The organism is Microlunatus endophyticus (genome assembly GCF_014646195.1).
GTDB classification, from domain to species: Bacteria; Actinomycetota; Actinomycetes; order Propionibacteriales; family Propionibacteriaceae; genus Microlunatus; species Microlunatus endophyticus.
This window is the reverse complement of record NZ_BMMZ01000021.1, coordinates 16,855-43,161: the sequence shown is the minus strand read 5'-3', so window position 1 is coordinate 43,161 and position 26,307 is coordinate 16,855. Positions and strand designations below refer to the sequence as shown.

General features: G+C 65.6%; 23 protein-coding genes. 15 read left to right on the top strand and 8 right to left on the bottom strand.

From position 1 onward, the window contains the following. Positions 1 to 453: 453 nt before the first annotated feature. From IEY07_RS23560 to IEY07_RS23545, 4 genes are all read left to right on the top strand, one after another. The gene (locus IEY07_RS23560; RefSeq protein WP_188898550.1) at positions 454 to 1,056 is read left to right on the top strand and encodes a hypothetical protein; all 603 of its coding nucleotides are present in this window, start codon (positions 454 to 456) and stop codon (positions 1,054 to 1,056) included. A 111-nt stretch (positions 1,057 to 1,167) separates the two neighbouring features. Then, positions 1,168 to 1,497 (top strand): hypothetical protein, encoded by a 330-nt coding sequence (locus IEY07_RS23555; protein ID WP_188898548.1) that lies wholly within the window; start codon positions 1,168 to 1,170, stop codon positions 1,495 to 1,497. Further along, positions 1,490 to 1,840 carry a hypothetical protein gene (locus tag IEY07_RS23550; RefSeq protein ID WP_188898546.1) on the top strand — a complete coding sequence of 117 codons (351 nt, stop codon included), beginning with the start codon at positions 1,490 to 1,492 and terminating at the stop codon, positions 1,838 to 1,840. Before IEY07_RS23555 ends, IEY07_RS23550 begins: the two co-directional genes overlap by 8 nt. Next, positions 1,818 to 1,964, top strand: a complete 147-nt coding sequence (locus tag IEY07_RS23545) for a hypothetical protein (protein WP_188898544.1) — start codon at positions 1,818 to 1,820, stop codon at positions 1,962 to 1,964. Before IEY07_RS23550 ends, IEY07_RS23545 begins: the two co-directional genes overlap by 23 nt. Positions 1,965 to 2,589: 625 nt before the next feature. Here IEY07_RS23545 and IEY07_RS23540 read toward each other — a convergent pair. From IEY07_RS23540 to IEY07_RS23505, 8 genes are all read right to left on the bottom strand, one after another. Continuing rightward, positions 2,590 to 2,769 (bottom strand): hypothetical protein, encoded by a 180-nt coding sequence (locus IEY07_RS23540; RefSeq protein ID WP_188898542.1) that lies wholly within the window; start codon positions 2,767 to 2,769, stop codon positions 2,590 to 2,592. 345 nt (positions 2,770 to 3,114) lie between these two features. Continuing rightward, positions 3,115 to 3,447, bottom strand: coding sequence for a ribbon-helix-helix domain-containing protein (locus IEY07_RS23535; RefSeq protein WP_188898539.1), 333 nt, complete (start codon positions 3,445 to 3,447; stop codon positions 3,115 to 3,117). 406 nt (positions 3,448 to 3,853) lie between these two features. Next, positions 3,854 to 4,771 carry a ParA family protein gene (locus IEY07_RS23530; RefSeq protein ID WP_188898537.1) on the bottom strand — a complete coding sequence of 306 codons (918 nt, stop codon included), beginning with the start codon at positions 4,769 to 4,771 and terminating at the stop codon, positions 3,854 to 3,856. A 347-nt stretch (positions 4,772 to 5,118) separates the two neighbouring features. Further along, positions 5,119 to 7,011: a hypothetical protein gene (locus IEY07_RS23525; RefSeq protein WP_188898535.1), complete on the bottom strand. Its 1,893-nt coding sequence runs from the start codon at positions 7,009 to 7,011 to the stop codon at positions 5,119 to 5,121. A 1,343-nt stretch (positions 7,012 to 8,354) separates the two neighbouring features. Then, positions 8,355 to 9,461 (bottom strand): hypothetical protein, encoded by a 1,107-nt coding sequence (locus IEY07_RS23520; protein WP_188898533.1) that lies wholly within the window; start codon positions 9,459 to 9,461, stop codon positions 8,355 to 8,357. A 7-nt stretch (positions 9,462 to 9,468) separates the two neighbouring features. Then, positions 9,469 to 10,884: an alpha/beta hydrolase fold domain-containing protein gene (locus IEY07_RS23515; RefSeq protein ID WP_188898531.1), complete on the bottom strand. Its 1,416-nt coding sequence runs from the start codon at positions 10,882 to 10,884 to the stop codon at positions 9,469 to 9,471. Continuing rightward, positions 10,884 to 11,357 carry an XRE family transcriptional regulator gene (locus tag IEY07_RS23510; protein WP_188898529.1) on the bottom strand — a complete coding sequence of 158 codons (474 nt, stop codon included), beginning with the start codon at positions 11,355 to 11,357 and terminating at the stop codon, positions 10,884 to 10,886. The genes IEY07_RS23515 and IEY07_RS23510 overlap by 1 nt, the downstream gene beginning before the upstream one ends. Positions 11,358 to 11,722: 365 nt before the next feature. Further along, complete coding sequence (locus tag IEY07_RS23505; RefSeq protein ID WP_188898527.1) at positions 11,723 to 12,079, bottom strand: helix-turn-helix domain-containing protein; 357 nt, start codon at positions 12,077 to 12,079, stop codon at positions 11,723 to 11,725. A 215-nt stretch (positions 12,080 to 12,294) separates the two neighbouring features. Between IEY07_RS23505 and IEY07_RS23500 the strand changes: the two genes are divergently transcribed. The 11 genes from IEY07_RS23500 (at position 12,295) to IEY07_RS23450 (ending at position 25,793) form a co-directional block, all read left to right on the top strand. Continuing rightward, positions 12,295 to 13,302, top strand: coding sequence for a C40 family peptidase (locus tag IEY07_RS23500; RefSeq protein ID WP_188898525.1), 1,008 nt, complete (start codon positions 12,295 to 12,297; stop codon positions 13,300 to 13,302). Between the two features lie 1,013 nt (positions 13,303 to 14,315). Further along, complete coding sequence (locus tag IEY07_RS23495; protein WP_229670604.1) at positions 14,316 to 14,939, top strand: DUF6668 family protein; 624 nt, start codon at positions 14,316 to 14,318, stop codon at positions 14,937 to 14,939. A 35-nt stretch (positions 14,940 to 14,974) separates the two neighbouring features. Continuing rightward, a complete protein-coding gene (locus IEY07_RS23490) occupies positions 14,975 to 15,301 on the top strand; it encodes a hypothetical protein (RefSeq protein WP_229670602.1) in 327 nt (108 codons plus the stop codon). A gap of 48 nt (positions 15,302 to 15,349) precedes the next feature. Next, a complete protein-coding gene (locus IEY07_RS23485; protein WP_188898523.1) occupies positions 15,350 to 16,165 on the top strand; it encodes a DUF8175 domain-containg protein in 816 nt (271 codons plus the stop codon). A gap of 26 nt (positions 16,166 to 16,191) precedes the next feature. Continuing rightward, positions 16,192 to 17,901 carry a TrbL/VirB6 family protein gene (locus tag IEY07_RS23480; RefSeq protein WP_188898521.1) on the top strand — a complete coding sequence of 570 codons (1,710 nt, stop codon included), beginning with the start codon at positions 16,192 to 16,194 and terminating at the stop codon, positions 17,899 to 17,901. Further along, positions 17,891 to 19,414, top strand: coding sequence for an SCO6880 family protein (locus IEY07_RS23475; protein WP_229670601.1), 1,524 nt, complete (start codon positions 17,891 to 17,893; stop codon positions 19,412 to 19,414). The genes IEY07_RS23480 and IEY07_RS23475 overlap by 11 nt, the downstream gene beginning before the upstream one ends. Positions 19,415 to 19,470: 56 nt before the next feature. Beyond that, complete coding sequence (locus tag IEY07_RS23470; protein WP_188898517.1) at positions 19,471 to 20,979, top strand: putative type IV secretion/conjugal transfer ATPase; 1,509 nt, start codon at positions 19,471 to 19,473, stop codon at positions 20,977 to 20,979. Further along, positions 20,976 to 22,796: a type IV secretory system conjugative DNA transfer family protein gene (locus IEY07_RS23465; RefSeq protein WP_188898515.1), complete on the top strand. Its 1,821-nt coding sequence runs from the start codon at positions 20,976 to 20,978 to the stop codon at positions 22,794 to 22,796. Before IEY07_RS23470 ends, IEY07_RS23465 begins: the two co-directional genes overlap by 4 nt. Beyond that, positions 22,793 to 23,470, top strand: a complete 678-nt coding sequence (locus IEY07_RS23460) for a DUF4913 domain-containing protein (protein ID WP_188898513.1) — start codon at positions 22,793 to 22,795, stop codon at positions 23,468 to 23,470. The genes IEY07_RS23465 and IEY07_RS23460 overlap by 4 nt, the downstream gene beginning before the upstream one ends. Positions 23,471 to 23,478: 8 nt before the next feature. Further along, positions 23,479 to 25,089: a toprim domain-containing protein gene (locus IEY07_RS23455; RefSeq protein WP_188898511.1), complete on the top strand. Its 1,611-nt coding sequence runs from the start codon at positions 23,479 to 23,481 to the stop codon at positions 25,087 to 25,089. A 2-nt stretch (positions 25,090 to 25,091) separates the two neighbouring features. After that, on the top strand, positions 25,092 to 25,793 hold the full coding sequence (locus IEY07_RS23450; RefSeq protein ID WP_188898509.1) for a hypothetical protein: 702 nt from the start codon (positions 25,092 to 25,094) through the stop codon (positions 25,791 to 25,793). Positions 25,794 to 26,307: the final 514 nt, after the last annotated feature.

Below are 26,307 nucleotides of genomic sequence, written 5' to 3'. Positions count from 1 at the left end.
CGCTTCGCCACCTCATAGCCCGTCATCCCCTCAAAGCCCCACCGGCCCGAACCAGACAGCAACGCCACAAAGACCCGCGACTCATAGTCGGTCAAACCCACCGACCGGAGACCCGCAAGAACCCCCGACTCAACAGTGACTACCACAGTAGTCACTATTTACTCTAGTCAGCCCCTTCGTCAAGCCGCATCCCGTGACGTACGGGCCGTGCTCCTCGCGCAGCTGGCCAATGCTCACCTCCTCCGCCCGCCCGGAGGCCGTTCCGCCAACGGGCCTGGCGCCGGCCGATCGAGCACGCGGTGCGGCGAGGTGCCCGCAGGACCCGCCCGGCTCCCCCGCCCGGTCAGCGGGCGACTTACGGACGCCGGAATACGCACGAGCGTGATAAGCAGACTGTCTGGTAAGCCTGACATCGCTCTATTCTTTGTCAGGCGGTCATGACATCATAGCTGCATGGGATACATTGATGACGAGGGCCTCCATGAAGCCCGTCTGGCACCGGAGTTCCTCGACGGCGCCCGCGGCATTGGCACCATGTCCGGCAAGGTCCCGAATGATCACGTGATCGTCGACGCCCAGTACGTCGGCGAGCCTGGGTCGCCATCGGCGGAGACTCGGTACGCGAGCCGGCCGGCGGCCGAGGTGATCGGCTGGCGGGTCGTCTGCGAATGCTCCACACCTACGTCGTACGGGGCAGTCAGCAACTGGGTCAGCGATCTGCTGGTCCGCGTTCCGACGGCGGCGCTGGAGGACCTCGCGGCCGGCCGGATCTACGCCACTGACGACCAGACGGCTGGGTGGCTCGACGACTCCCGCGAAGACGTCGCCGACCTGGCCGTGAAGATCTGGCGGGAGCAGCACCTGGCGATTCCGACCGCACTCGGTCGCCTGGAGAGGGCGCGCTGGTCAGTCGAGTCCGCGCAGCGTGCGTTGGACGCCGCCGCGGTCGATGCCCGTACGGCCGGTGCCAGCTGGGACGCGATCGGCCGGGCTGCCGGCATGACCCGGCAATCCGCGCACCAGCGCTGGGCGCACCTGACGACGGAACTGGTCTGATGCTGACCCGGCGCACCGTAGCGTTCCGCCACACGGCCGAGCTGGTCGAAACAGCTCTGCCAGGACGAGGGGCTCATCCTCGACAGCACGACGGCTGACGCCGCGGTTCGGGTGCGTGTCTCGACCGTCGCCCAGGAGATGGGCGTCACCGACCGCACGGCGCTGGGCTACGCGCCACCGGAGACGATCGCGGTCAATCTCGTGCGCACGCTGCTGAAAGCACATGCGCTGAACGAAGCCGAGAAGGCCGCCCGGACGGCACCGACCCCATTGAGCCGCGGTGCGTTCGTCTACACGACCGCACCCGGAGAGACAGTGTGCGCCCGTTGCGATGAGCCGATCACCAAGGGGGAGCCGGCCGTGTCGGTGCCCGGCTTGTATCGGCGCGGCCTCGCCCACCAAGGCTGTGTGCCAGGACCTCAGGAGGCCGGCGATGCCTGACTGGCTGGTGATCGCGATCGCTGTCGCCACTCCCCTGCTCGGCTTTATCGGCGTGCTGCTCGGCCAGCTCCTGACCCGACAAGGTGCACGTGAACTCGACGTCTGGCGCCGCCGCGAGGAAACGATGCGGATGCTGCGCTGGGCAGCTGAGCTGACCATGCAACCGGAATCCGGCGCACTGGGTCTGAGCGTGCTCGACTCGCTGAGTCGTTCGGAACTGCTCCAGCCGGCCGACCAGCCACTGATCAGCGCCGTCCTGGCAACCGTGACCGCACGCGCCGAAGCGATCTACACTGAAGAAGAAGCCACGGGAGGCATCGATGAGCACACCGACAACGACTGACAAGCGCCCCACGCGCGTCGAGGTCCGTGCCGCCCAGATGATCATCGAGCGGTACGAACGAGGCGTCGGCCCCAAACCCAGCGAGGCGATCCGCCGGCTGGCAAAAGCCGAGCCCCGCGACTAAACCACCCTGTAGCGACGCCTCACTCCCCCGGCCGCCGCCCATCGGCATCCCGTGCGTAGCGAAAATGTCACGGCGCCGGCCCAGCGATTTCTCCGACGGATGCACGCTCCCGCAAGATCCTCACCACAGCCTGGCGACGTCCGGCCGTACCGGGCGGCAATCGCGGCAGCGCTGTCACCGGCCACGTACGCGCGCTGCAACCTCGTCGGCGCAGATCACTGGCCTGCGCGTCAGGCATGCCCCTTAGCGTACGATCCGCCCGGCCCACCGCTTTGATCAGGCCGTCCTTGGGCTACCAGGGGCGGGCCGGAGCGACATCCGCCGCAGGGACGGTTATCGGGCGCGGGTGGGAGTCTGCGCCGATGACCAGGACGTCGGCTTGCCAGCCGGCCGCAGGATCACAGACCCAGCGGATCATCAGGCCCTCGACCGCCTGGCCATCGGCGCCCTTCACCCAGCAGTGCCGCTGCCCGGGCTTCCGGGTCTGCCGAGCCTTGCTCGGACCGGCGGGTGCGGACAGGCCAGGAGCTCGTGTCCCAGTGCTGCGTCCGAGGGCTGCCTGGTCAGTGGCACGGCGATCTGTTCGGTCTTGCACTGTGCGCCGTGTGCCCACCCGTTCCCCCGATTATCGGTCGACGTACCAGGCGAGGACCAGCTCCCCGTCCCCGACCCGGGCCTGGATGGTTGTCTGGGCATTTTCGTAGCTCGAGGCGGTCACCTCGTCCCACCGCTCGTCCGCGGACACTGGCTCGTCATGCCTGGTCCGCTGCCGTATCCGTGCCCGCACGGTGATCTCTCCAGTCACAGCCGCCAGCGTAATCGAACACGCGGACGTTAGCATCTGGGCGATCCCGTCTGATCGGGTCCGTACCACCCGATGTTCGCGCTGCCCGCTTCTTATCGGCCTTGGATGTCGATGTTGGTGACGGCGCGTCTCTTGCCAGACGGTCGGTTCGTCACGGTGCCCATGCCCGGCGTCGGCGGTGCCGGGCCTCCCGCCGCGGAGGCTGCCTGAGCAGCTGGGTGAACGCTGGCAAGCGATCGACGACCGGCATCACCCGCCGCACCGCACACCCCCCCCACGCCGGGCCGGCGGGAATCAGCCACCGAGGAGCAAGGAAACGATGCCCATGAGCTGGCCGGCGCGGCGTCAATGCAACGGTGGTTCGCGATCGGGCTCGGGCGCATCGAGTTTGTGTGTAAGCGCGGCTTCGATTAGGGCCGATCGGTTCGGGTGGCCAGTTTCGGCGACGAGGCCATCGATGATGTCGACGTTCGCAGCAGGCATTCGTACGGTGTGCATGCTGCGGGGAAGTCCGGTCGTCACTGGGCGGCGGTGGAATAGTCCGTTACCGTTCGCCTGCTCTGGGTCCGGCGCCCGGCCGCCAGCGGCGACGTAGGTTTCGAGTGCTTCGTAGATGATCTCCGCTTGACTGACCTCTGCGATGCGGGCGGCTCGCCGGAGTGCCTCACGGCTGGCCACTGTGAGGCTGATGGCGACATTCCGGATGATGTCGTTGGTTGCGTCGGGCCGCCCCCGAGCCGCTCGGGCGGGTGTTGTCCCGCTCTTTGGTGCGCCGCCAGTGGTTGACGTTCCTGAGCCCGGCTGGCGACTTCTGCGTCGCTCCGTCGGCTCCCCCTGGTTGATAACACCACCCTGAGATCGGCGGTCGATTGAGGCTGGGTCAGCTGGCGGGGCGCTGTGTGCACGCGGTGCCAGTCGTTGTCCGAGGGACGCGATTCTGTGGCCTGGGAGCGTCGGTTCCTCGTCTGTACTCATCTGAGCCCGCCTCCCGGGGTTCGGGGCATATGACATGCCATATGCCCCGTTACAGTACCTTCCATACTCCATGCCATATCCCCGCAGTGTGACCACTCATTCATGGCGATCACGGGACCATAGCTTCCATGGGCGGGGCACCGGCTCCGGCGTCAGCTTCCGCTGCGGCCATGCGGGTGAGGATCTCGTCGGTCAGTTGTATGTATTCAGCGGCGAGCGCTGGGGCTGTGCCTGGAGTGCGGACTTCCCTGCCTTCCCGCAGGGCTTTCCAGAACGGTTCGGCGCCTTCGACGGCCTCGGCCAGCTCGTGCACGAGCTTTCCTTGAACGCGGACCTCGTAGGCGGCAGCGGGCGCCGATCTAATCGTGGTCGTAAACATGGTTGTGCCTTTCCCGAGGACCTGGTCGATGGTGGCCCGAGCTTCGCGTCGGATTCGTTTGGCGGCGACTGGAATGTTCCACAGCACCACGCCGAGCACCTCGAGGTCGCCGTTGTCTCGTCGGGCTTCGCCGACCCGGTCCGCGATGTTGTGGAGAGCGCGAATGGACGATGTGTCGACGGTCGTCGGAATGATTAGCCAGCGTGCGGCGGTGAGGGCGAGGTTTTGCAGCAGGACGTCGCCCGGCGGGGTGTCGATAATGCAGAGCTCGGCGTTATCGGCGATCGGCTGGAGCGCGTTCGTCAGTGCATCCGAGACGGATTGCCCGCGCGATTGTCGTGAAAGCAGTACGCCGCTGAGGTCGTAAAGAGCTGGTCCGCCCGGGACAAGGTACAAGTTGGGACGGGCCTGGATCGGTTTCGGAAGTGGCACGCCGGCTGTTACGGCCCGCAGTAGACCGTCTCCCCCGTCATTGTCGGGATGGTCGCGGACGCCGAGCTCGTCGGCTAGGTCACCTTGCGGATCCAGGTCGACGAGCACGACTTCATAGTCAGCCGCCGCGCTCAGTCCGGCGACGGCGGCCGCCGTGCTGCTCTTTCCACAGCCACCTTTGCCGTTGCCGATAGCGACTGCTCTTTGCAATGCCATAGCGCTGATCATGCCAGCGTGCATGATGTACACACGCCATCGACACGCCACAAGGATGTCATATCTCGTGCGCCATACTGCATGCCACGCAGCGTGCAATACGGTCCGCGATAGGCCTCGCAGCATCGACAAGACCCTGAGCTGTCCTATGGCTGTATAGCTAACAGCGCCACATCGCACTCGTGACTTCCTGCCACATTTCAACGGCCACCTACAGGCGATACAGTCGTTCCATAACAACTGCCAGACAGCGCACCTTGCTGTGATCTCATGATACCTGCGATACAGACCGCCATATAGGACGCCATATTGCATGACACAAGCAAAATCCAGCGCTAACCGACAGCCTAGGCCACACGTTGCGCACCGAGTTGTGCCTCGATCAAGGCCACGACCTGTGCAGTCAGCTCGTCGTGGCTTTGAGCCGGTGCTCGGGCCGGCTGTCCCGCACTTCGGGTAAATCTGTCGGTCGGCGATACTCTCGCCGCTAGTGCCGTCATTGCGGCCGAGTTGCCTCGGCTCGCCAGCCAGAGCCTGTAGATCAGACGTTGTTCCGCATAGCGCGCGGCGAGCTCGACGATGAGGTCGTGGGTTCCCAGTCGTTCGCCGACATCCTCGGGGCTTCGTGGCCCGGAGATCCAGCCCGCGCCGCTGCGCTCGGCTAACCCCCATTGTTCGAGTGTGTGCAACGCATCCCGCACCGCTGAAGCTTGGTAGGGCACACTCTCCGTGAGCTCAGGAATTCCTTGTGGCGCTCGCCTAGTCGCCAGTTCTTCGTATACGAAGGCTGCTGGTCGTCCAAGTTCCCGGAACACGGGGCGGAGGGCATGCAACGTGCCTGGTCGCCATGGCCGGCCAGTCGCGGCTTCGCTCATGCCGCCTGGAATGTTCAGTTCGTATACGTCCGCGTGCACACCTCGATCTTCTTCAACCCGAGAGATCAATGGTTCGTCCTCGTCGCGAAGTCGCCGTAGTGCTCTGCTGACCGTTCCGATATCCAGCCCGGTGCCAAGTGATATCGATCTGTCGCCGTGGTCGCTGTGTAGGCCACCGTTCAGCTGAGCCGCGCGCCCGACTGCGCGTGCCACCAGTATCAATGTTGGCTCGTTTTGCCACCGGGTGCGTTCCGCGATAGCCAGAGCGCTTTGCCAAGTCCGCACGTCCTGGTACCCCCCGGCGCCTGGTTTGGTTGGGGGGTGTGACTTGTGCTCCCTTGTGTTGCGTTGGTGGAGAGAATTACGTGGATGTTGTTTCTGGGGTGGTAGCCAGCTGTGGGCTTTGTTCCAGTCCCGAACGATGGCTTTGCGGGAGTGTCGGTTGCCGTAGCGGCTGTACATAGCGGCGAGGCCTGGCCAGCGGCCGTCCTCGATGCGGGAGATGAGCTGGGCCAGCTTCCAGCCGGCCCGAACGCAGCCGGTGATCACGGCCTGGCGAGCTTCACTGTGGCTTCTGTAGCCGGTGTGATCGCCGGTGCGGGCTAGTCGCTGGATGCGATCGCTGAGGTTGTTGGTCGCTTCAGCCTCCGCTGTCGAAGGTGTTGTGAGTCTCGAGTGGTCCGGCGGCTCGTCGCTCGGCGTCGGCGGCGTGCTAGTAGGGCGGCTGGTGGCTTGAGCCGCAGCGAGCAGGGTCGGCCAAAGGCCACGGGGGGCGCGGTGGGTGGTGATGGCGACGGCGCGGGGGAGCGGAGTGATGAGTTGTTGGTGGCCTCCGCTGCCGTGTCGTGATCCCGGTGGGCGGATGAGGCCTGCAACGGGGTTGAGCATGCAGGTCGGGTCGAGGCTGGAAAGCTGCGGTGCGAGGTGGGCGAGGACGGCCCGGACTTCCCAGATCGGTGCGGGGGCAGGCAGCAGTAGGTAGATGTGGCGGCCACCGTTGGGGGACTGGTCGGCGATTAGGTGGTCGTCGCCCAGGAGTTGTTGGAGTGTGTGGTTGTCGTGTTCGACGCGTTCTCGGCTGTCGGAGGTGCCGTCGTGGGCGTCGAGGTCAAAGACGACACAGCGGGTGGTGCCATGGCGGTCGTAGGTTGGGACGGCGGCCGGCTGGTTCGGCGGACGAAGCGTCAGCCGGCGGATGCGTGATGCCGGGTAGGTCTTTCCGCCGTCACGGGAGACGCGCATGTGTGGCTGTTGCGCGATGTGGTGCGCGACTGCTTCCCACGCGGCGGCTGGGGCGTTGGGTTCGGCCGGACACGCCGATGGGTCGCTCTTGTCAGGAATGTGAGCAGGGTCTGCTGCTAGCATGGCGTTGCTCCTGTGAGAGGGAGTACAAAACACGACGTCCGACTCCTCGCCCGGTGTCGAACTCTTCGAGAAGGTCAGGGCTTGCCGGCCCGGATGTTTCTCGGTATATCGGTCTATGACGTCTAAGCCTCCGTTGCCGCGGGGGCTTTCGTCATTTCTGTGCTTCGTTACATCTCGGGTAGCTCCTTCTGGTGGGGGTCGATCGGCTGGCTTTCGCCGTGTTCGTGAAGAAATTCACTGACTAGGTCACGCAGGACCTGGCTCGCGGTGAGGCCCATGCGATGGCTGGTCTGGAGTAGTTGGTCGGCGGTGTCGGCGTCGAACTGAGCACTGACGGTTCTGACAGCGCGGTTGGCCCTTGGCCGCCCGACCGGCCTGCGTTCGGTGGCTGGCCTGGGACTAGGCATGCTGAGGAGTTTGGCAGGAGGTTGGCGTGCGGTGTGGGAGGCGCACCGGAGTTCTGTTAATAACTCGGCACCCAACTAGGCACCGGCCGATCGTCATGGATCGATGCCTCACGGGCTGATCTCCTTCGCTCATGGCGCGGTCGCAATCTTCGCCTGAGGAAAGTCTCTCTGCATCCGATACCGCGTATATTGCGCGTAAGACAGTTGGCGTGCCGCGGCGCTCATCTACCGAAGCTATTGGGACTTGCCGCTACGAATGTCCTGGCCACGGAGGCTTGACGGCATAGACTTTGGTCTCGGAAATACGCGCATATTTCCGCCGGAGCGGAGGAGTGTCGATCGTGGCGACCGACGGGGCGACGACGAGGCGTGGTTCGTCGCGCGCTCGAACGGCGGGCCCGACGACCGAGGTTCAGGAGCTCCCCGACTACTGTGCGCGGCCGGCGTGTAGGCAGCCGTTTACTCGGGTGGTTGGTCCAGGACGACCGCAGGCGTTTTGCTCCGACTTTTGCCGCCGTGCGGCGGAGAAGGAGGAGCGGCAACTGAGGAAGCGGCTAGCGCATTTTGAGAGTGTGGTGGATCAGCTGCGTGTGGACTTGGCCGCCTTCAACCGCGGACGTGCCGCCGACGTCGAACGTGTGTCCGGGGCAGATGGCGGGCGAAGGGCCGAGGATGCTGTGGTCCGGGCCGCCGGGGTTTTAGCTTTCGTGGGCGATTCTTCAGAGCCGCTGGCGGCGGAGTTGCAGAGATTGCACGATGCGGTCGCTCCGGTGATCGCCGATCTTCGCCAATCCTCGACGCGTCCTGCATAGTTCCCAATAAGCGCCATCGGGGGATGGATGGCTGGAGGTCGCGCCGAGCCGCCGCTCCACGTCCATTGCGCGCACGGCGGGCCTTTGAACATCTATGCCGATGAGCAGCATTTCCTGGTGAGGTTCAGCTGCTGGCTTCTTGGTTGCTGGTGGCAGACAGATCCGATGGGACGGCAGCGACGTTCGTCCTCTGCTGATAGACCTTGGCCAAGGTATGAATGAGGGTGAGGTCCTCTTGACGCGTTCGTCGGTTGGGCAGCGCTTCGGAGATGGTTGGTGCCGCGGGGTCGTCGGAGACGGCGCCATGGCGCAGGATGTCGGCGACCTGTTCGACGCTAAGAGGCGGGCCAGTCTCGACCCGGAGGGTGCAAAGCGCGTCCATGATCTCCACGTATGCCCGCTGCAGCTGGTCCGGTGCGGGTAGGTGGGTTGCCAGCCGTAGGTCGAACGTCGACAGCTCGATCACCCGTGCCCATACGCGACGCAGCTGACTCAACCGGTAACGGGCGACGATCTCGTCCTGGACGCGTTCGCCCAGCGCAAGCAGCGCGCTGCCGACTACGAAGGAGGCGAGGAACACGACGTTGGGTGCGATCACGTCGTTCATCGCTGTTCGGTTGCGTCCGGCGAAGAGGTAGTAGGGGATGAGCACGTTCATGAGAGCGAACCCCACCGCAGCGGCCCCGATGATCAGCAGCGCCGTGCCGTAGGTTGGCCTGCGCCTTATGTCTTGCGGGACTCGTTGCACGGCCAGTACGACGGTTTGCGATAAACCCCAGATGACGTAGCCGTGGAAGACGAGCTCGTGGGCGACGAGGGCAGGGTTGATGGGGGAACGGACAAAGTTGATGTCGGTTGGGCCTGCGAAGGCGAAGGCCGGTAGCCAAGTGGCGAGTAGGAACGCAGTGACGAAACCTGAGCGGAGGAGTACTCGGCGTACCGCCGCCGGCGGGACCTGTTCGGTCTGCAGCGTGAGTACGAGAATTTCCAGCGAACCGATGAGCGGCCCGCTGACGGTGGTCCAGAAGGCCATACCCACGTTGAGATACGGCGCGGTGACTCCAACGGTCCCGTAGGCGATGCACAGCATTCCGAGGGAGAGCTGCGCGACGATGATGGCCTTGCCGCTGAGCGTGGCCGTCCGATTGCGGAGCTGCCACAGCCGTCCCAATCCCAGCAGCAGTGCCGCGACGCCGACCGTGAAGATCCGCCAGTCGATGGGGCCGAGCATTGCCCTGCTACCGCCAGCGGTCTTCGTAGAACGTATCGCCGCCACGCAGGACACGGCGGCGTAGTTCCTTCGCCAGGAAAGTCGCGACGATCTCAGCATCAACCTCGGAGGGATCCATGTACACGTACCTGGCCGCGACGATGGAGCGGGCGAAATCCTCGTTAATGCCCGGCAAGAGTCCGGAGTCCATGAGTGAGCGGATCAGTGGCTTGCTGTGATCATGCCCCAGGAGTGCGTGTGCTACCTCGTGACAGACGATGGCGCAGAGACGCTCGGGCGATGCCTTCGCGGGGACTGCGATGTAGTCGGCTTGGTCGGTCGACAGCAGAAGTCCCGAGACCGATTGATTGAGGTCTTCGGTGAGAAGTGAGATCGGCCGTCCCCGAATCGCTGACAGGAGCGCCAGCATCTCGTCGATGCTGCCACTGCGGGGAAGCACCGTCTCCGCCCTCCGGAGCGCACTCTTGACGTGCGCGGGGTACCGCCCGATTCGAGGTTCGCGGCTGAATGGGTGGCTCTTGCCCGCGATTACCCGGCGGACTGCCGCGATGATGTCGCTGCGTGCCCGCTTGCCTTCAGGGGTGGGCAGCAGCGGGAACGCGTGGATCTGTTCGCGCAGCTCCGTATAGCCGACTTCGACCCCGGCGGTGATCGCGCGATCGACAAATAGCTGAGTGTCAGGGTTCAGGATGTCCCGAGTGCCGCTGAAGATCATGAGCGGCGGCAGACCCTGCAGGTCGGCATGGATGGGATTCAAGTCCGGATCTTCAAGGTGGCCGCCGGCCCACATTTCGACGATGGCCTGCAGGCCAGGCTTGGCCAGCCACGGGTCCCGCGCCTGGACACGGTCGATCTCGGGATTGGCCAGGCTCAGATCCAGCACTGGCGAGATCAGAACGGTCAGGGCCGGTGGTTTCTGGCGCTGCCTGAGTAGCAGGGTGGCTGACATGGCGATCGTGCCGCCGGCAGAATCGCCCATCACGACGACGGGACCGCTCGCTTGTTCGCAGATGCCCGCGACGATAGGGACGACCTCGGCGGCGGTGCCGCCCTCGTGCGCAAGCGGATAGACCGGCACGATTACCGTTGTGGAGGCCTCATCGGCCACTTGCTGGACCCACCGCCAGTGGGTGCGTCCCGCCTCGTGGATCCAGCCTCCACCGTGGAGGTAGATGACTGTTCCTCGTGCGTGTGTTCCCGTCGGGCTCACGGTGTAGACGCGCCAGCCCTGCTCCGATGTCGCGGTGATCGAGACGCCCCTGCGCAGCGTTCCTGGCGGTGCGACAGGTCGGGGATGCGCCGTCAGCTGTTGCAGATGACGGTGGAGGTTGTCGGTCGAGAGGTAGTGCTCGTTCGCATGTCGCAACCGTTGGACCGCAGGCATCAACCGCGCGCGAAGACTCGGCCGCTCAAACTCAACCATCAGTCTCCCTCCGAATCTTCCGAAGATTCGTCCGCCGGATCCAGACCCTCGATCCTGCGTATTTGGTCGAGCAATGCGAGGATCGAGCTCAAGCCGCCTTGTGAGATTCCGTGGGATCGCGTCATCAGCTGCTTGACCCTTGTATCACGCAGCGCGGTCAAGGCCAGGATGGATTCCTGCACATCGGCTGCGACCGCGTCGTTGGCAAAATAGTCGAGCGGGACATGGAATACAGCCGCCAGACCGACGAGTAGCCGGAACGAAGGGTTGCGGCGGGTGCCCGTTCGCAGGGCGCGCAGGTGATTCGGCGTGACGGTAATGCCTTGTTCCCGGAGCGCTTCGACGACAGAGTTCGCGGTGTGGAGTCTCGGGTCGTCCGGGCTGCGCGGAACGGTCTTGAACAGCAGGTTAAGTCGATCGGCGAGGTGTGGCAGTTCGTCCGAGTAGCGCTCGTTTTCGCCAGCTTCCGACATTCCTGGACCGCACCCCCTGGCTGTTCGCCGCATTGTGCCCGAGTCGGACTTGTTGCTCAACGTAGCGTGACCGATCTAGCGGAGGCAACCTATAGATGTGTGAATCGTACGACACGCATCTAAGGATTGCACTTCTGTAGATGCGCTTGTAGGGTCTTCAGACATCTGTAGATGTGCTGCTCGTCTTCCGGCCGAGATGGCTCGCGCGCTCCACCGGGGGTGCCAGGAGGGGTTGGTCTGGCAAGTGTTCGGCCAGGCCATGCGAACAGCCCTGAGCACGGGATAGGGGCCGAAATATTGACGGAACATCGTCCAAGAACGGTAGGCGACCTTGCGAGAAGCCGCGGTCTGCCCGGCTGGACCCGTCAGGAGGTTTCTTTGCTGCCAATCTCCGGCGCATCAAGGTTCGCCGTGTTGTCAAGGGTGTAGGTGATGAGTTCGCGGGCGAGCTCAAGAGTTCGATCCTCGTTGACGATCCAACGACCTGGGCGCCCGCCCCGAGGAGCCGGGTCTCCGACCACCACACCAGCCTCAACGAGTATGCGCGTATTTGTGGAGACCGCCTGAACCGGGACACCCAGAGCGGCCGCGGCCTCTTTCTGAAGCCCGGGATTTGCCCGGTAATGCCGGATCAGTGCCACCAGCAACTCAGACCCGAACACACGAGTCGCGATCTGCACACTCATGGGAGGCGCGGGATCGGGTCTGACGACAACTGGCACCCGGACATTGTGCCCGCCCTCTTCTCGGCGAGGACAGACAGACATCCAAAGCTCTGGGTAATCGTGTTAAACACGATTCCATGCTACCGTTCAAGTGACGCGCAGATCGCGTTAAACGCGATCTTGTCTTCTGTACCTCTATCACGGAGGAGAACACCCGCAGTGGCTGCTCGAGAGCGGAGGGTCGGGTGAAGATCGTCGCTGGTGGAAGCACTGTGCTGGTGGTGGCGGTGCCGGTGTTGCTGATCTTCCTGTTGCTGGTAACCCAGGAGCCGGCCGCTGGGACCGGAGGTGCTGGCGCGGGGAATGGAGGCTCGGGCCTGGCGGCCGGCTCGGTGCCGGCCGAGGATGTGCAGGCGCTGGCAGATGCCGGCGCTGAGTGTGGAGCTGTTTCGGCGCCGCTGTTGGCGGCTCAGGTGGATGCGGAATCGTCGTTTAATCCTCGGGCGGTGTCGGCGCAGGGTGCGGAGGGGATCGCGCAGTTTCTGCCGTCGACGTGGGCGACGTGGGGTCGGGATTATTCCGGTGACGGGCAGGCCGACGTTTGGAATGTCGAGGATGCGATCGGTAGCCAGGCTGCGTACATGTGCCACATCGCCGATCTGATCCAGGCTGCGATGGACAAGGGCCAGGTCCGGGGAGATCTGACCCGGTTGATGTTGGCGGGCTACAACGTGGGGGAGTACGCGGTGATCGCCGCCGGTGGCATGCCGGCCGGGGGTGCGGAGCGGTATGCGGCCAAGATCACCGCGTTGGTGCCGCGGTACGCGGCAATTACTGATGACGGCTCGGGGACCGGGGATGGGTCGTCGTTGGCTGCTGCGGCGGTCGTGGCTGCACGGGCGAAGCTCGGTTCTCCGTATGTGTTCGGTGCCACTGGTCCGGCTGCGTATGACTGTTCGGGATATATCGAGTACGCCTACAGGGCGGCATCGGGCGGCCGGATCGATATTGGTCGACTGACTTACGACCAGGTCGCATCACCGTACGCACACATGGTGCCGCTCGACGCGCTCCAGCCGGGCGATCTGGTGTTCATTCATGTCCCCGGTGACGCTCAGGGCGGTTGGAACCACGTCGTGATGTTCATCGGCAACAACCAGCTGGTCGAAGAGCCGCGGCCGGGCGAGGTGGCTCGAATCATGCCAATGAGCGAGTACGCCGGTTACTCCGAGACCGCCCGGCGAATCGTTGATCCCAAAGCAGGCGAGGCGACATCATGATCATGAAGACAAGGCGCCTCACGGCGGCCGCCACTGCGGCCGGTGCACTGGCCGGCGTCGTCGGTATCGCCGGATGCACGTCGACCACCAGTCGGGCGGCCGCCCCAACGGCTACCACTGCCGTGTCCTCACCCGCACATACGCCGAGTTCGGCCGCGCCTCATGCCGATGCGACTCCCGCGGCATCGACAGCGCGGTCCGGCGAAGCGCCGCGCGGGCTCACGATCGCGCAGCAGGAGGTCGACCGCTCGGCTGCTTCATCGACAGCGATTGGGTTCGCCGTCCGGCTCGAGGCATGGGACACGAGTCTGGATGCAGGACCTGGCGATGCGGCCGTGCGGGCCGCTACGTATGCGACTCCGAAGCTCCGCCGCGAGCTTTTCGATGATCGCCAGGAGTCATCAGCGGCCGGGTACGCGGTGGGATCAGCTGGTCGCTCATCACGGCTGGGTCGCTGTGTCGGCTGAGCTGGGTGGCCTCGGGCCAGGGCCCAAGGACACCGCGACGTCGGCGGTACGGGGCGTGACGACCACTCCGACCGACCACGGGGCTGGGCACTGGACCAGCTGGCCGGATCGCAGCGAACGGATGACGTACGTGATCTATCTGACACGTACCAAGCCGGGGGCGGATTGGTCAGTCAGCAAATACACGATCCTCTAGCCACTCTCTAGCCAGAAAGGGCATCTGTCAATGAATGCGGCACAGTTCGAGGTTGTCCCGCGGTGGCCGCGCTGCGAGGCGGTCACCAGCGATGATGGCACTGGGTACGTGATTGTCGGCGGGCTCCGGCAGGAGATCGCTGGCATCGACGATGCCGCTTTACGTGCGGCGGTCGTCGACTCGATTCGGCATCGGGCGGCCGATCTCTGCCGTCCGCTGCGGGTCTCAGCTCGGACGCCGGCAGGGGACTGGCAGATCCTGATCAACCCGGACGGGACAGTTGAAGACGACTCAACCGGGCTGACTTCTCCTTCTCGTCGACGCTCGGTCGCGCGGCTGTGGGGCGCCTCATGACACGCATCGTCGCTGAGGTGCACGGCAATCCGTGGCTGACCCGGCAGGCGGCGCCGGAGCCAGCGATGATGCCTGCACCCCCAGTTAGGTCGGCGAAGCCGACTGGTCCCGTAACTCCACAAGCTGGCGTTGACGCACCGGCCGGGGGGCTTCCGTCATGGCAGCAGCCGACGATCGCGGCGCTGTGGTTCGTCGGCGCCCATGGTGGCGCGGGTGAGTCGACGCTGGCCGGTCTCGACGACTCCTGGGCGGCCGCCGGCCATGGTTGGCCGAACCGACCGTCTCCGGACCGACTCCCCACCGTTCATCAGACCGTGCACCAGACGGTGATCGTCGCCCGGTCCCATGTGGCGGGTCTGCGCGCGGCTCAGACCGCCGCCCGGCAATGGGCCTCGGGCCGGGTGCCGTCGATCCATCTGCTCGGACTCATCATCGTCGCTGATGCGCCGGGCCGGCTCCCGCGACCGCTGCGCGAGCTGCAGCAGCTTGTCAGCGGGGGCGTGCCTCGAACCTGGACGGTGCCTTGGGTCGAGGCCTGGCGAACTGCACCAGCCGATGAAACCAACATCCCTCGATCAGTCCGCAGCCTGTGCGATGAGCTGCGGTCTCTCACCCACTAGGCGGCCAAAAGCCGCGTAACGAAAGGAACTCTCCCATGATCGACCTCGTTGTCTCCATCGTTATCCCGGTTCTGCACAGCGTCACTTCGCTGCCGGCGCACGTGACGCTTGTCCCGATGGACGGGCCATCGCTGCCGGTAGCGTCCGAGCCTCCGGGCATGAAGTCCATCAGCAGCATCATGGGCTGGGCCAAGTGGGTCGCTCTGGCCGTGTGCATCCTGGGCCTGGTCGCTGCTGGCGCGATGATGGCGATCAACTCCCGCCGGGGCGAAGGCGGTGAACACGTCGGCCGGATCGGCATGGCCCTTGGCGGAGTGATCGTCATCTCGGCAGCCGGCTCCTTGGTCGGCTTCCTCGCCTGACGCTTCTCCACCTCTTCATTTCCCCCACTCTGAAGCGAAAGGGGACCGATGTCCTCGCCGGAGAACAACAGCCAGGAGCAGAACCCGTTCACTCGCCCGGCATGGCTCGCTGCAGCCGCGGTTGTGGCGATCGTCGTGATCTTGGCGATCGTCTTGATCATCCTGAATGTCCGCGGTCGATCGACACCAGGAGCTTCATCCGCGACAACCCCCGGCACCGTCGCCTCCACATCATCGCCGACATCATCGCCGTCCCCGGCGGCACCGAGCACGCCCTCGGCGGCGGAGTCGTCGGCCGGCGCGTCATCTGCCGCACGTGATCCGGATGCGAGCATCTGCGGCCTCCGGACCGACCTGAGCAGTGCGCCCAGTCGGCCGAAGGCCGATTGGAAGTACGAAGGCACGACGGCCTATCCGTCGTCGCCCACGTACGGGCCCGGGAAGACGTCGTCGAAGGGCTATCGCTACTGCTTCGCGCATTCACCGACCGGGGCACTTTTCGCGGCGGCGAACGCGATGGTGCAAAGCGCGGGTGAGAACGCCACCGTGTGGGCGAACTACTTCGTCGGCAAGGGCCCGTACCGGTCGCACATCCTCAACGACGACGACGGCACCGGCAACGGTGATGTGGGAAGCACGCGGATGCGGCTCGACGGCTACCGGATGCTGTCATTCTCCGCGAAGTCAGCGCAGGTCGACCTGGCCTACGACGTCACCAATACCGACGGGACGATCACGGCCTCGGTCGTCCAATCACTGGTGTGGCAAGACGGTGACTGGCATTTCTCGGCCGCATCGTCCCAGCCGGTCAACGTCGGGCGGATCCCCGATCTGACCGGCTACACCGCCTGGGGCGAAAACTAAGCAGCCAACGAAAGAAGGCACCAGTCATGTGCAAGCCCTGGCAGCCGTCCTGCGAACTCGGCAACACGATCTCGGGCGCTCTGGCCGACCAGCTGCAGCATCTCGCTGATGCGGTCAATGAGGCTGAAGGCCGACTGATTGGGGCCATCGGCAGCCTGTGGGTGAGCATTCCGACTCCGGGCCTGTCGAACTCCAGCGACCGTCCGGTCACCGATCTCGGTCACGCACCGAACGCCGGTCATCTCACGACGCTGCTGGGGTATGCCCAGTGGATCGGCCTGGTCCTGGCGATCCTCTCACTGGTGATCTTGGGGGCGATCATCGCGTCACGGATGCGTGCGGGCGAGGCGATGGGGCAGGTGGGCAAGATCGGCTGGGTTCTGGGCGGGGTGATCTTGATCGCCGGTGGCGGCTCGCTCGCATCCCGGCTGCTGAGCCACCGGCCGACACATGTCGATAGCACGGCGGCCTTCCTGCAGGGATCGTTGTGGTACATCACGATCACGGTGGCGACGGCCTCGGTGATCTTCGCCGGTATCCGGATGGCCTGGACGATGCGGGCCGAACCCGGCCAAGAACTTCTCCCGAGCTTGATCACGATGCTGGTCGTGATCGGGTGCGGTGTTTCGATCATCAACCTGCTGGTCACCGCGTCGGATTCGTTCGCCGTCTGGATCCTCAACGCGTCGATGGACTGCCACGTGCAGGACAGCGCCTGCTTTGGCCAGAACATCGTGGCCATCCTCGCCCTGAGCAAACTCCGGGGCGGTGCGGTGCTGGTGGTGATCTTCGTCGGCGTCATCGCGTTCTTCGTCGGCCTGATGCAGATCGTGTTGCTGGTCGCCAGGTCGGGGATGCTCGTGCTGATGGCAGGGATCCTGCCGACCGCCGGTGCCGCGACCAACACCGCGATGGGCAAGAACTGGTTCGGCAAGCTGACCGCCTGGACGGTCGCCCTGATGCTGTACAAGCCGGCCGCAGCGGTGGTGTACGCGGCCGCGTTCCGTCTCGTGGGCGCATCAGGGTTCGCGGCCGGTGACAAGACCGGCATCGTCCGCGTGCTGTCGGGCTTGTGCCTGATGGCTCTGGCTGCGTTTGCGCTGCCAGCGCTGATGAAATTCGTCACTCCGATGGTGAGTGCCGTCGGCGCCGGAGCCGGCGGAGCAGCCGCCGGGGCATTGGCGGGCGCTGCCGCGTCCGGTGCGATCGAGGTCGCCTCCCGTATCGGTCGATCGAGTACAGCCGGTGCTGACCAGGGCGCTGATACCGGCAGCGGCGGCCCGCCTGGGAGGAATGGGCCTGACAGTGAAGGACCAAGCGACGGCGGCCCTGGGGAAGGCCCCGCAGGCAGCGATGCCGGCGCGGGCGGCCACCCAGGAGCTGACGTCGACAGCGGCTCGGCCGAGGGCGGCAGTGGTGTGGGTATCCCGGGGTCGGGTTCGGCCACGGTCGCCGATGCAGGAGGTGCAGCCGAATCAGCGGGCGATGCAACAGCTGGCAGTGCATCGGAGGGGGCGGCCGCTGCGTCGTCCGGATCTGCGTCGGCTGGCTCTACGGCGGCCGGTTCTACGGCGGCCGGGGGATCGACTGCCGCAGCTGCGGCTGCGGCCGGTCCGGCCGCGATCGCCATCGAAGGCGCCAAGGCGGCGAAGAAGGTCTACGACGCGGTCGATGACACGGCCAAGGGCGTAGCGGCAGATACAACCGGCGAGGGAGATGGTCCAGGTGACAATTGAGTCCAACACTGCATCGAGCAACCGCACGAACACTCGTACGTACGGGAATTGGAGGAAGCCGCAGTCGGCGGGGCTGTTCGGGCTTGGGTCGTTGGGGACCGCGTTCCTGCTCGGCGCGATGATCTTCACCGTTGTGGTGGTGATGGTCGCCGGGCTGTTGCGCGGCGTGATCGTCGCCGCCGGGCTGCTGGTGGTTTTCCTCGCTTTGGTGACGCGGGACGCGCACGGGGCGAGTTTGGTGAGCCGGATCTCAACCCGGATCGGCTGGTCGGCCACCCGAGCCCAGGGTCAGCATCTGTACCGGTCTGGTCCGCTCGGCCGGGCGTTGTGGGGCACCTACCAGCTGCCCGGGATCGCGGCGGCGACCCGGCTGAGTGAGCACACGGACTCCTATGGGCGTCCGTTCGCGATGGTGTACACACCGGCCACCGCTTCGTATGGAGTGGTGATCGCCACTGAGCCGGATGGTGCGGCGCTGGTCAATCAGGAGCAGGTCGACCTGTGGGTCGCTCAGTGGGGCCACTGGTTGGCCAATCTGGGCGACGAGGCGGGCGTCGAAGCTGCCGCGGTGACCTTGGAGACCGCGCCGGATTCTGGGGCACGGCTGCGGCGTGAGGTCGAGCTGAACACCGACCCGCAGGCGCCGGCCTTTGCCCGGCAGATGCTGGGGGAGGTCGTGCAGCGGTATCCGGCCGGATCGTCGACCGTGAAGGCGTACGTGACGATCACGTTCTCGGCTACGACGCGCACCGGCGGAAAGCGACGTGACGCCGACGAGCTCGGCCGTGACCTCGCGTCGCGACTGCCGGGCCTGACCGCGGGCCTGCAGGCCACCGGCGCAGGCGCGGCTCGGCCGATGGGTGCCCAGGAACTGTGCGAGACGATCCGGGTCGCCTACGATCCGGCCGCGGCAGGGTTGATCGACGAGGCGCACGCCCTCGGCCAGACACCAGACCTCGGCTGGCCCGACGTCGGCCCAACCGCCCATGAGACGAGCTGGGACGGCTACCGGCACGACGGGGCGTTCTCCTGCACCTGGTCGATGACCGGTGCACCCCGTGGCCACGTGCAGTCGAACGTGTTGGCTCGCCTGCTGGCCCCGCACCGCGACATCGCCCGCAAGCGCATCACCTTGCTGTATCGGCCGATCGACCCGGCCCGCGCGGCCGCCATCGTCGAGTCGGACGTGAACGCAGCGCAGTTCCGGATGTCGGGGACGGCGAAGCCTGCCGCGCGGGATGTCGTCGCGGTCCGTGCCGCCCAGGCCACCGCAGCAGAAGAAGCGTCCGGTGCGGGCCTGGTCAACTTCGGCGTGTTGATCACCGCAACCGTGACCGACCGCACCAAGGCCGCCGACGCCCGCGCCGCGATCGACAGCCTGTCCGCGACAGCCAGGTTGCGGATCCGGCCGGTCTACGGCAGCCAAGACAGTGCGTTCGCTGCCGCCCTTCCGCTCGGGCTGGTGCTGTCGAAACACCTCAAAGTTCCGGCCGAGCTGAAGGACAAACTATGAACGGGAAAAGCAGGAAGGCGGGCCGCCGGACCGGCGTAATGCACGATCCGAGCCCGATGGCCGAAGGGTCGACGTTCCGGCCGCTGCGACCAACGATGCGTGGCTGGCTGGGCCGCGGCCGCGGTGCCGCACAGGTGGTCCAGGCGCCGCAGGAGTGGCGCGGTACCACCAAGCAGGTCTGCGGGTTGTGGCCGTACGCGATCGGTGCCGGGACCCCGATGGTGGGCGTTCCCCTCGGTCGGAACATCACCACCGGCGCCACCTTGTGCTGTGACCCGATCTCGTGGTTCCAACGGGCGAACTTGATCAGCAATCCCAGCGTGTTCGTCCTCGGCAAGCCAGGGCTGGGCAAGTCGACCACCGTGGTGCGGATGGCGACCGGTCTGGCCGGCTACGGAGTGATGCCGCTGGTCCTCGGAGACCTACGTCCCGACTATGTGGCGATGATCGAAGCGCTGGGCGGTCAGGTGATCCCGCTAGGGCGTGGCCGGGGCCACCTGAACGTGCTCGACCCGGGCGAAGCCGTCAGCGCGGCCGAGAAGCTGCGCGCAGCCGGTCACCACCGAGAAGCCGGCGAAGTGCTGGCCGACGCCCACGGCCGCCGAACAACGATCGTGTCAGCCCTGCTAACGATCGTGCGAGCCGCTCCACCCACCGATCGCGAGGAAACGATCATCGATCGGGCGCTGCGAATCCTCGACGACCGCCATGACGGTATCCCGGTCCTCGGAGACCTGCTGCAGGTGATCCAGGAGGCCCCAGACGGTGTGCGCGCGGTCGCGTTGGATCGGGGCAGTGACCAGCGGTACAAGGAAATCACCGAGAACCTCGAGGCGTCGCTGATCGGACTGGTCTCCGGTGGCCGGCTCGGGGAGACCTTCGCTCAACCGACCACCAATCCGATGCGCCGCGACGCTCCGGTGGTCTATGACGTGTCATCGATCGACGACTCGGAAATGGATCGACAGGCCGCGACACTGTTGGCCTGCTGGTCCGCCGGCTTCGGCACGGTGAATGTCGCCAACGCCCTCGCCGACGCCGGCCTCGAGCCCAGGCGGCACTACTTCGTGATCTTGGACGAGTTGTGGCGTGCGCTGCGCGCCGGCCGCGGGATGGTCGACCGGGTCGATGCGCTGACTCGGTTGAACCGGCAGCGCGGGGTCGGGATGGCGATGATCAGCCACACCATGAGTGATCTCCTCGCGCTACCGAGTGAGGAAGATCGGATGAAAGCCAAGGGCTTCGTCGAACGGTCAGGCATGGTGATCTGCGGTGGTCTGCCGTCAGCGGAGATGCCGCAGCTGACCACGGTGGTACCGATGTCAACCGCCGAGCAGAACATGCTCACCAGCTGGCAAGACCCACCCGCATGGGATCCGATCAACAACCGAGAGGCCGAGCCGCCAGGCCGAGGCAAGTTCCTGGTGAAAGTCGGCGGCCGACCAGGGATCCCGGTCCGGGTACAACTGACCACCATCGAACGCTCGATCCACGACACCAACGCCCGCTGGCGAGAACAAAGCCGCACCGGCCGACTCGACGACACGGATGGGGCCGGGCGATGAGTGCCAACAATCGCCGTACCGGGCCAGGCGGACTGTCCAGTGAAGTGATCTTGCTATGGGTCGGCATCATCACCGTCGCCGTGGTGATCGGCGGGATCGACGTGGTGGTGCGCGTCGGCAACGCCATCGACGGCACCCATCCCGATGTGCCGAGCAACCCGTTCGAGATCGGCGCCGGCCTGATCCGTGGCACCGTGGCCTGGCCGCAGTCGGGTACCGGAGTGCTGATCGGCCTGATCGTGGCTCTCGCAGCCGCAACCGTCGGCGGAACATTGTTGTGGCGACAACTCACAGGCCAGCGAACCCGGGTCGACCGCGCCTCGCAGTACATGGGCCGCGGCCGCGACATCGCCGCAATGAACCGGCGCAATGCCACAGCAACCGCCCACCGGCTGGGCGTCACCACCTCACCCGGCGTACCGATCGGCCGCACCCTAGCCAGCGGAATGGGCGGTGCACTGTCCGGTGGCACCGAGCTGTACGGCTCCTGGGAAGACGTCCAGATCGACATCTGGGGACCCCGCACCGGAAAGACCACCAGCCGGGCCATCCCCGCGATCGTCGACGCACCCGGTGCAGTCGTGGGCACCTCGAACAAACGCGACGTGGTCGACGCAACCCGCGACGTCCGCGCCAAGACCGGCCGCGTCTGGATCTTCGACCCACAACAGATCGCCAACGAAGACCCCAGCTGGTGGTGGAACCCGCTCAGCTACGTCACCGACGAAGTCAAAGCAGCCCGGCTGGCCGACCACTTCGCCTCCGGCAGCCGAGACGTCGGCGCCCGCACCGACGCCTTCTTCGACCCCGCCGGCCAAGACCTCCTCGCCGGCCTCCTCCTCGCCGCCGCGTTGGCCGGCCGGCCGATCACCCAGACCTACACCTGGCTAACCAACCCCAACGACGACGAGCCGATCGAGATCCTCCGCAAGCACGACTTCCTCCTTACCGCCGACCAGGTATCCGGGGTGATCAACGCCCCGGACAAGCAACGCGGCGGCATCTACGGCACCGCCCAACAGATGGCGTCCTGCCTGACCAACAGGGCCGTCGCCCGCTGGGTCACCCCCGACCCGACCCACTCCGATCTGGCCCGACCCGAACGCCCACACTTCAACCCGCACGACTTCGTCCGCAGCACCGACACGCTCTACTCGCTCTCCCGGGAAGGCCGGGGGACCGCCGGCCCACTGGTCACCGCACTAACGGTCGCGGTCGTCGAGGCCGCCGAGGAGCTCGCCGCCACCTCGGCCGGCGGCCGCTTGCAGATGCCACTGCTGGCGGTCCTCGACGAAGCCGCCAACGTCTGCCGGTGGCGCGACCTTCCCGACCTCTACAGCCACTACGGCTCCCGCGGCATCGTGCTGATGACGATCCTGCAGTCCTGGTCCCAAGGCGTCGACGTTTGGGGCGAGTCCGGGATGAAGAAACTCTGGAGCGCCGCCAACATCAAGGTTTATGGCGGCGGTGTCGCCGAAACCCAATTCCTCGAAGACCTGTCCCGCCTGGTCGGAGACTTCGACCGCATCGCCTCCTCGACGTCGACGAACAGGGGACAGCGCACCGTGTCCCAGCAGCTGCAGCGGGAACGGATCCTCGACGTCGCCGACCTGGGCGCCATGCCTAAAGGCCGCGCCCTGGTCATCGGCTCCGGATCCCGGCCCACCCTGATCCGGACCCAGCCGTGGATGACCAGCCAGCACGCCCCGCAGATCAAAGCCTCGATCGCCGCGCACGATCCGCGAGCCCCACAGACGTTGAACGACGCCGAACAGACCATCGCTCACCTCACCGGCGAACTGGAGCATGCATCATGACCGCCACCATCACAGGCACGACGGCTGAAAGCCGCGAATCCCTTGCAGGAAAGGCATTCGGCATTGACATCGGCTCTCTCGCCACGAGCCTCGTGGACGCCGGCGTACGGCGAGCCGTTGAATCGGAAGTCGCCGCAGTCTCCAACCAAGCGGTGAAAGAGGCCATCACCGACGACGTCCGCGAGCGGCTCCGTGAACGAGCAACAGCAGCGGCCGGCGCGGCCATCACTGACCAGCTCGACGGCCAACTCAACACCGAGGACGATCCCGAAGAACCCGCACCGGAGCTGTACTACGGCAGCGTCGACGAGTGGATGCGGGAATGGCTGCGCTGGACCTACCGACGCCACTGCGACGGCCGAAACCGGTACTGGTCGGCCGAATGGTGGCGATCCGGCGAGGCAACCTCCCGCCTGGAATCGCTCTGGCGGGCCTGGGAAGAACTCCGCCTGGACGAAGCCACCGGAATGAGCGTGTGGTGGCGCGACCACTGCGATCACCACATGCCGATCTTGATGTCCGACCAGGGACCCTTCGCGCGCGTCGCCACCAAACCCGAGAACCAGAACGAAAAAGGCGATCCGCTGCCGTACGCCCCACCACCCAAAGGGATGTTTCCCGACGTCCGCGAACTCAACGACCAGAACACCGTCGAGGATCACGACGAGCACTAGGAGCAGCAATGATCACACAGCAGCAGTACGAGCAAGCCCGAGCGGCCAGGGAACTAAACCGCACCATCGCAGCCGTCGAGAAGATCGCGGCAGCCGCCGACCAGCCAGTCACCTGGGCGGGCATCGACTTGGGACCGCAGAAAGCGACCCTGACGTGGATCGAGGCCAACGGGAACCGGCACGAGATCCACGCCGATCGCGCCACCGGAAACATCGACTACGCCGTCCTGGAAAATCGCGACCTACGATCCGAACGCAGCGGCGCCGACGCACTCCGCGGCCTCGTCGGCGAACACAGCGACGTCGCAGTCGCCGTGACCGGAACCATCAAGCAGACGTTAGCTCGTGAGCTGCCCGAGGTCGGCACGAGTGAGGGCAGCGTGCCCGCCTTGTTGGACGCGGTCAACGAAGCGGAAGCGTTCTACACGAGCCAGGTGGACCATTCGTGGGTGCCGCAGCTGATGCAGGACCGCGGCATCGGGCGCGACACCTGGTACGGCCGCGTCGGGTACGCGCCCGCCGGTTGGACGGGCCTGACCGATCACCTACGGGGCAAAGGATTCTCCGACCAGGAGCTGCTGGCCGCCGGCCTATCGAGGGAAGGGAAATTCGGGCTCATCGACCGGTTCCGCGATCGCGCCATATTCCGGACCGAGAACGGGTTCGTCGGCCGACGCAATCCGGACCGCGACAGCGATCGCACCGCGGGCCCGAAATACCTGAACTCACCCGAGTCAGCGATCTATCACAAGCGGGAAACCCTGTACGACCCCTCGGGCAGCAAATCTGGGGTGCCTGTCCTCGTCGAAGGCCCTATGGACGCCCTCGCCGTCATCGAGGCCAACCAGTACCTACCGGGGCAATACCGACCGCTGGCCGTGTGCGGGACGGCAATCACCGAAGCCCACCTCGACGGGCTTGAAGGCTGGCCGCCGAACAATCGGCCCGACCTGCTCCTGTACGGACTCGACGCCGACCCGGCCGGCACCCACAGCGCCAACCAGCTGCATGAGATGGCCAGCAGGCGTGGGATCAACACCGGGGTGCTTCACTATCCCGACGGCATGGATCCCGGCGACGTGCTGCGATCCGGGGGAGCGCTCGCGCTGGCAGCGGCCCTTCGGTCCGCCCATGATCAACCGCTGGTCCGCGACGTGATCGACCAGGAGCTGAGCCGATGGAATCACGACGATCTCGCGCTGAACGCGTTCCTGCGTGTCGACGCCGGTCGAGCCGTGGCCAAGATCATCGCGCGCGAACCCACGGCAGCGACCCAAGGACTTGCCGCCGGATATGCCGCCGATGCCCTTGCACCCATCAATGGTGGCGACTTCGCCGACCTCGTCCTCGAAGCAATCACCGAGCGAGAAGAGGCCAACGGTGACCGCCTGGGGGAACCATTCGCCCGCGGTACTAATACCGCGGGCCTCGAGTCAGCCGTCACTCCAAGCCGACCCGACACGACCGACCAGGAATCGGAGCTTGCGGCGACGATCAGTCGCCACCAGGCCGCGTACCCCGCCAGCAAACCCCACCTCCGAGCAGCACACAACCAAGCCCAAGCAGCACACCGACCCCAGCAAGTCACCACCGGGCAAGCACCCGGCAAAGGAGAATGATCATGGCACTCGAATCGGACGGCATCGACGAGGTCCTGGAAGCTCAAATCCGAGCCGGTGTCGCAACCGTCAGCCAGATCGCCCGGCGGATCGCTGAACTCACCGAGCGGCGCAATCGTGCACGAGCCCGTCAGAACGAAGCATCCGCCGACGCCCTCGACGCGCGCATCGCAGCCTTGGAGAAGATACGCGCGGCGACGACCCAGCCAGAGCACGCTGATGGCCGACAACAGGGCACAGGACGCTCCACACCAAACCGCGTCGACCACACCATGGCGGAGGAAGACGACCGGCTGGCGCGAGACGAACTGGTTCGTGCCCAACTCACCCAGGCTGAAGTGAACCAGGCCGAGGACGCTGCCGCGGCCGCCCGCCAGGAGGCCGACGAAGTCGCGACACCAGAAGCAGCTCAGGTCGCCCTGGCACATGCCGCAGCCGAGGAACACCATGCTGCCGTACGGCACCCGGAAGCTGCCCGCCTGTACGACAGCGCCAGGCGCCGACTCGAGATGCACCACGCTCTGACCGAGGGCGGAGTCGAAGCGGAGGTCGCGGACGAAAGGATCCGCGCCGATGCATCACAAGCCCAGCCAGCAACCACCATCGTCGACAAACACGGCAGCCCCACTCACCACCCACGAGCACGTACCAACCGCAGAACGGCAATCAGCCGAACATACGAACGCCAACAACAGGGCCGATGAGAACTCGGCGCCGATCCCGACGAAGGCGGCAGGACCGCATGAGAACTCCGATTCAGTGGGTCTAGCGCGCCATCACTTTGATCTCCTGAGAAATAGCTGAGGATACCCAGCCTTAGATAGCACTGATACAAATTCTCTTCGTAGCGCGGAGGAGTTACCGAAGTGCCGGAGACGCACTTCCTGAGCCTGGACAGCGCGGAAGATCACGGTTAGATAACGGAATGTGGTACTTGGGTTTTGCTGTGAGGGGGCTATGTAGCTTTTGGCCCGACAGCCTCCGCTTGTAGAGGCTCGGGCCTTTCGTGGAGTTGTCGTGGCTGTAGCTTTCCACGCCCAAAAACGGTCTCCCAGATCCGGTAGAGGATGGCGGACGTCGTTGGTGGGCTTGGTCGGTCTGCTCAGTCTGGGTTTAGTCGTGTCCGCGGCTCCGATGCCGGTGGCGAAGGCTGATCCGACGACTGATCCGACGCCGTCCCAGTCGCCGTCGCCGGACTCGGGTTCGGATGGTTCATGG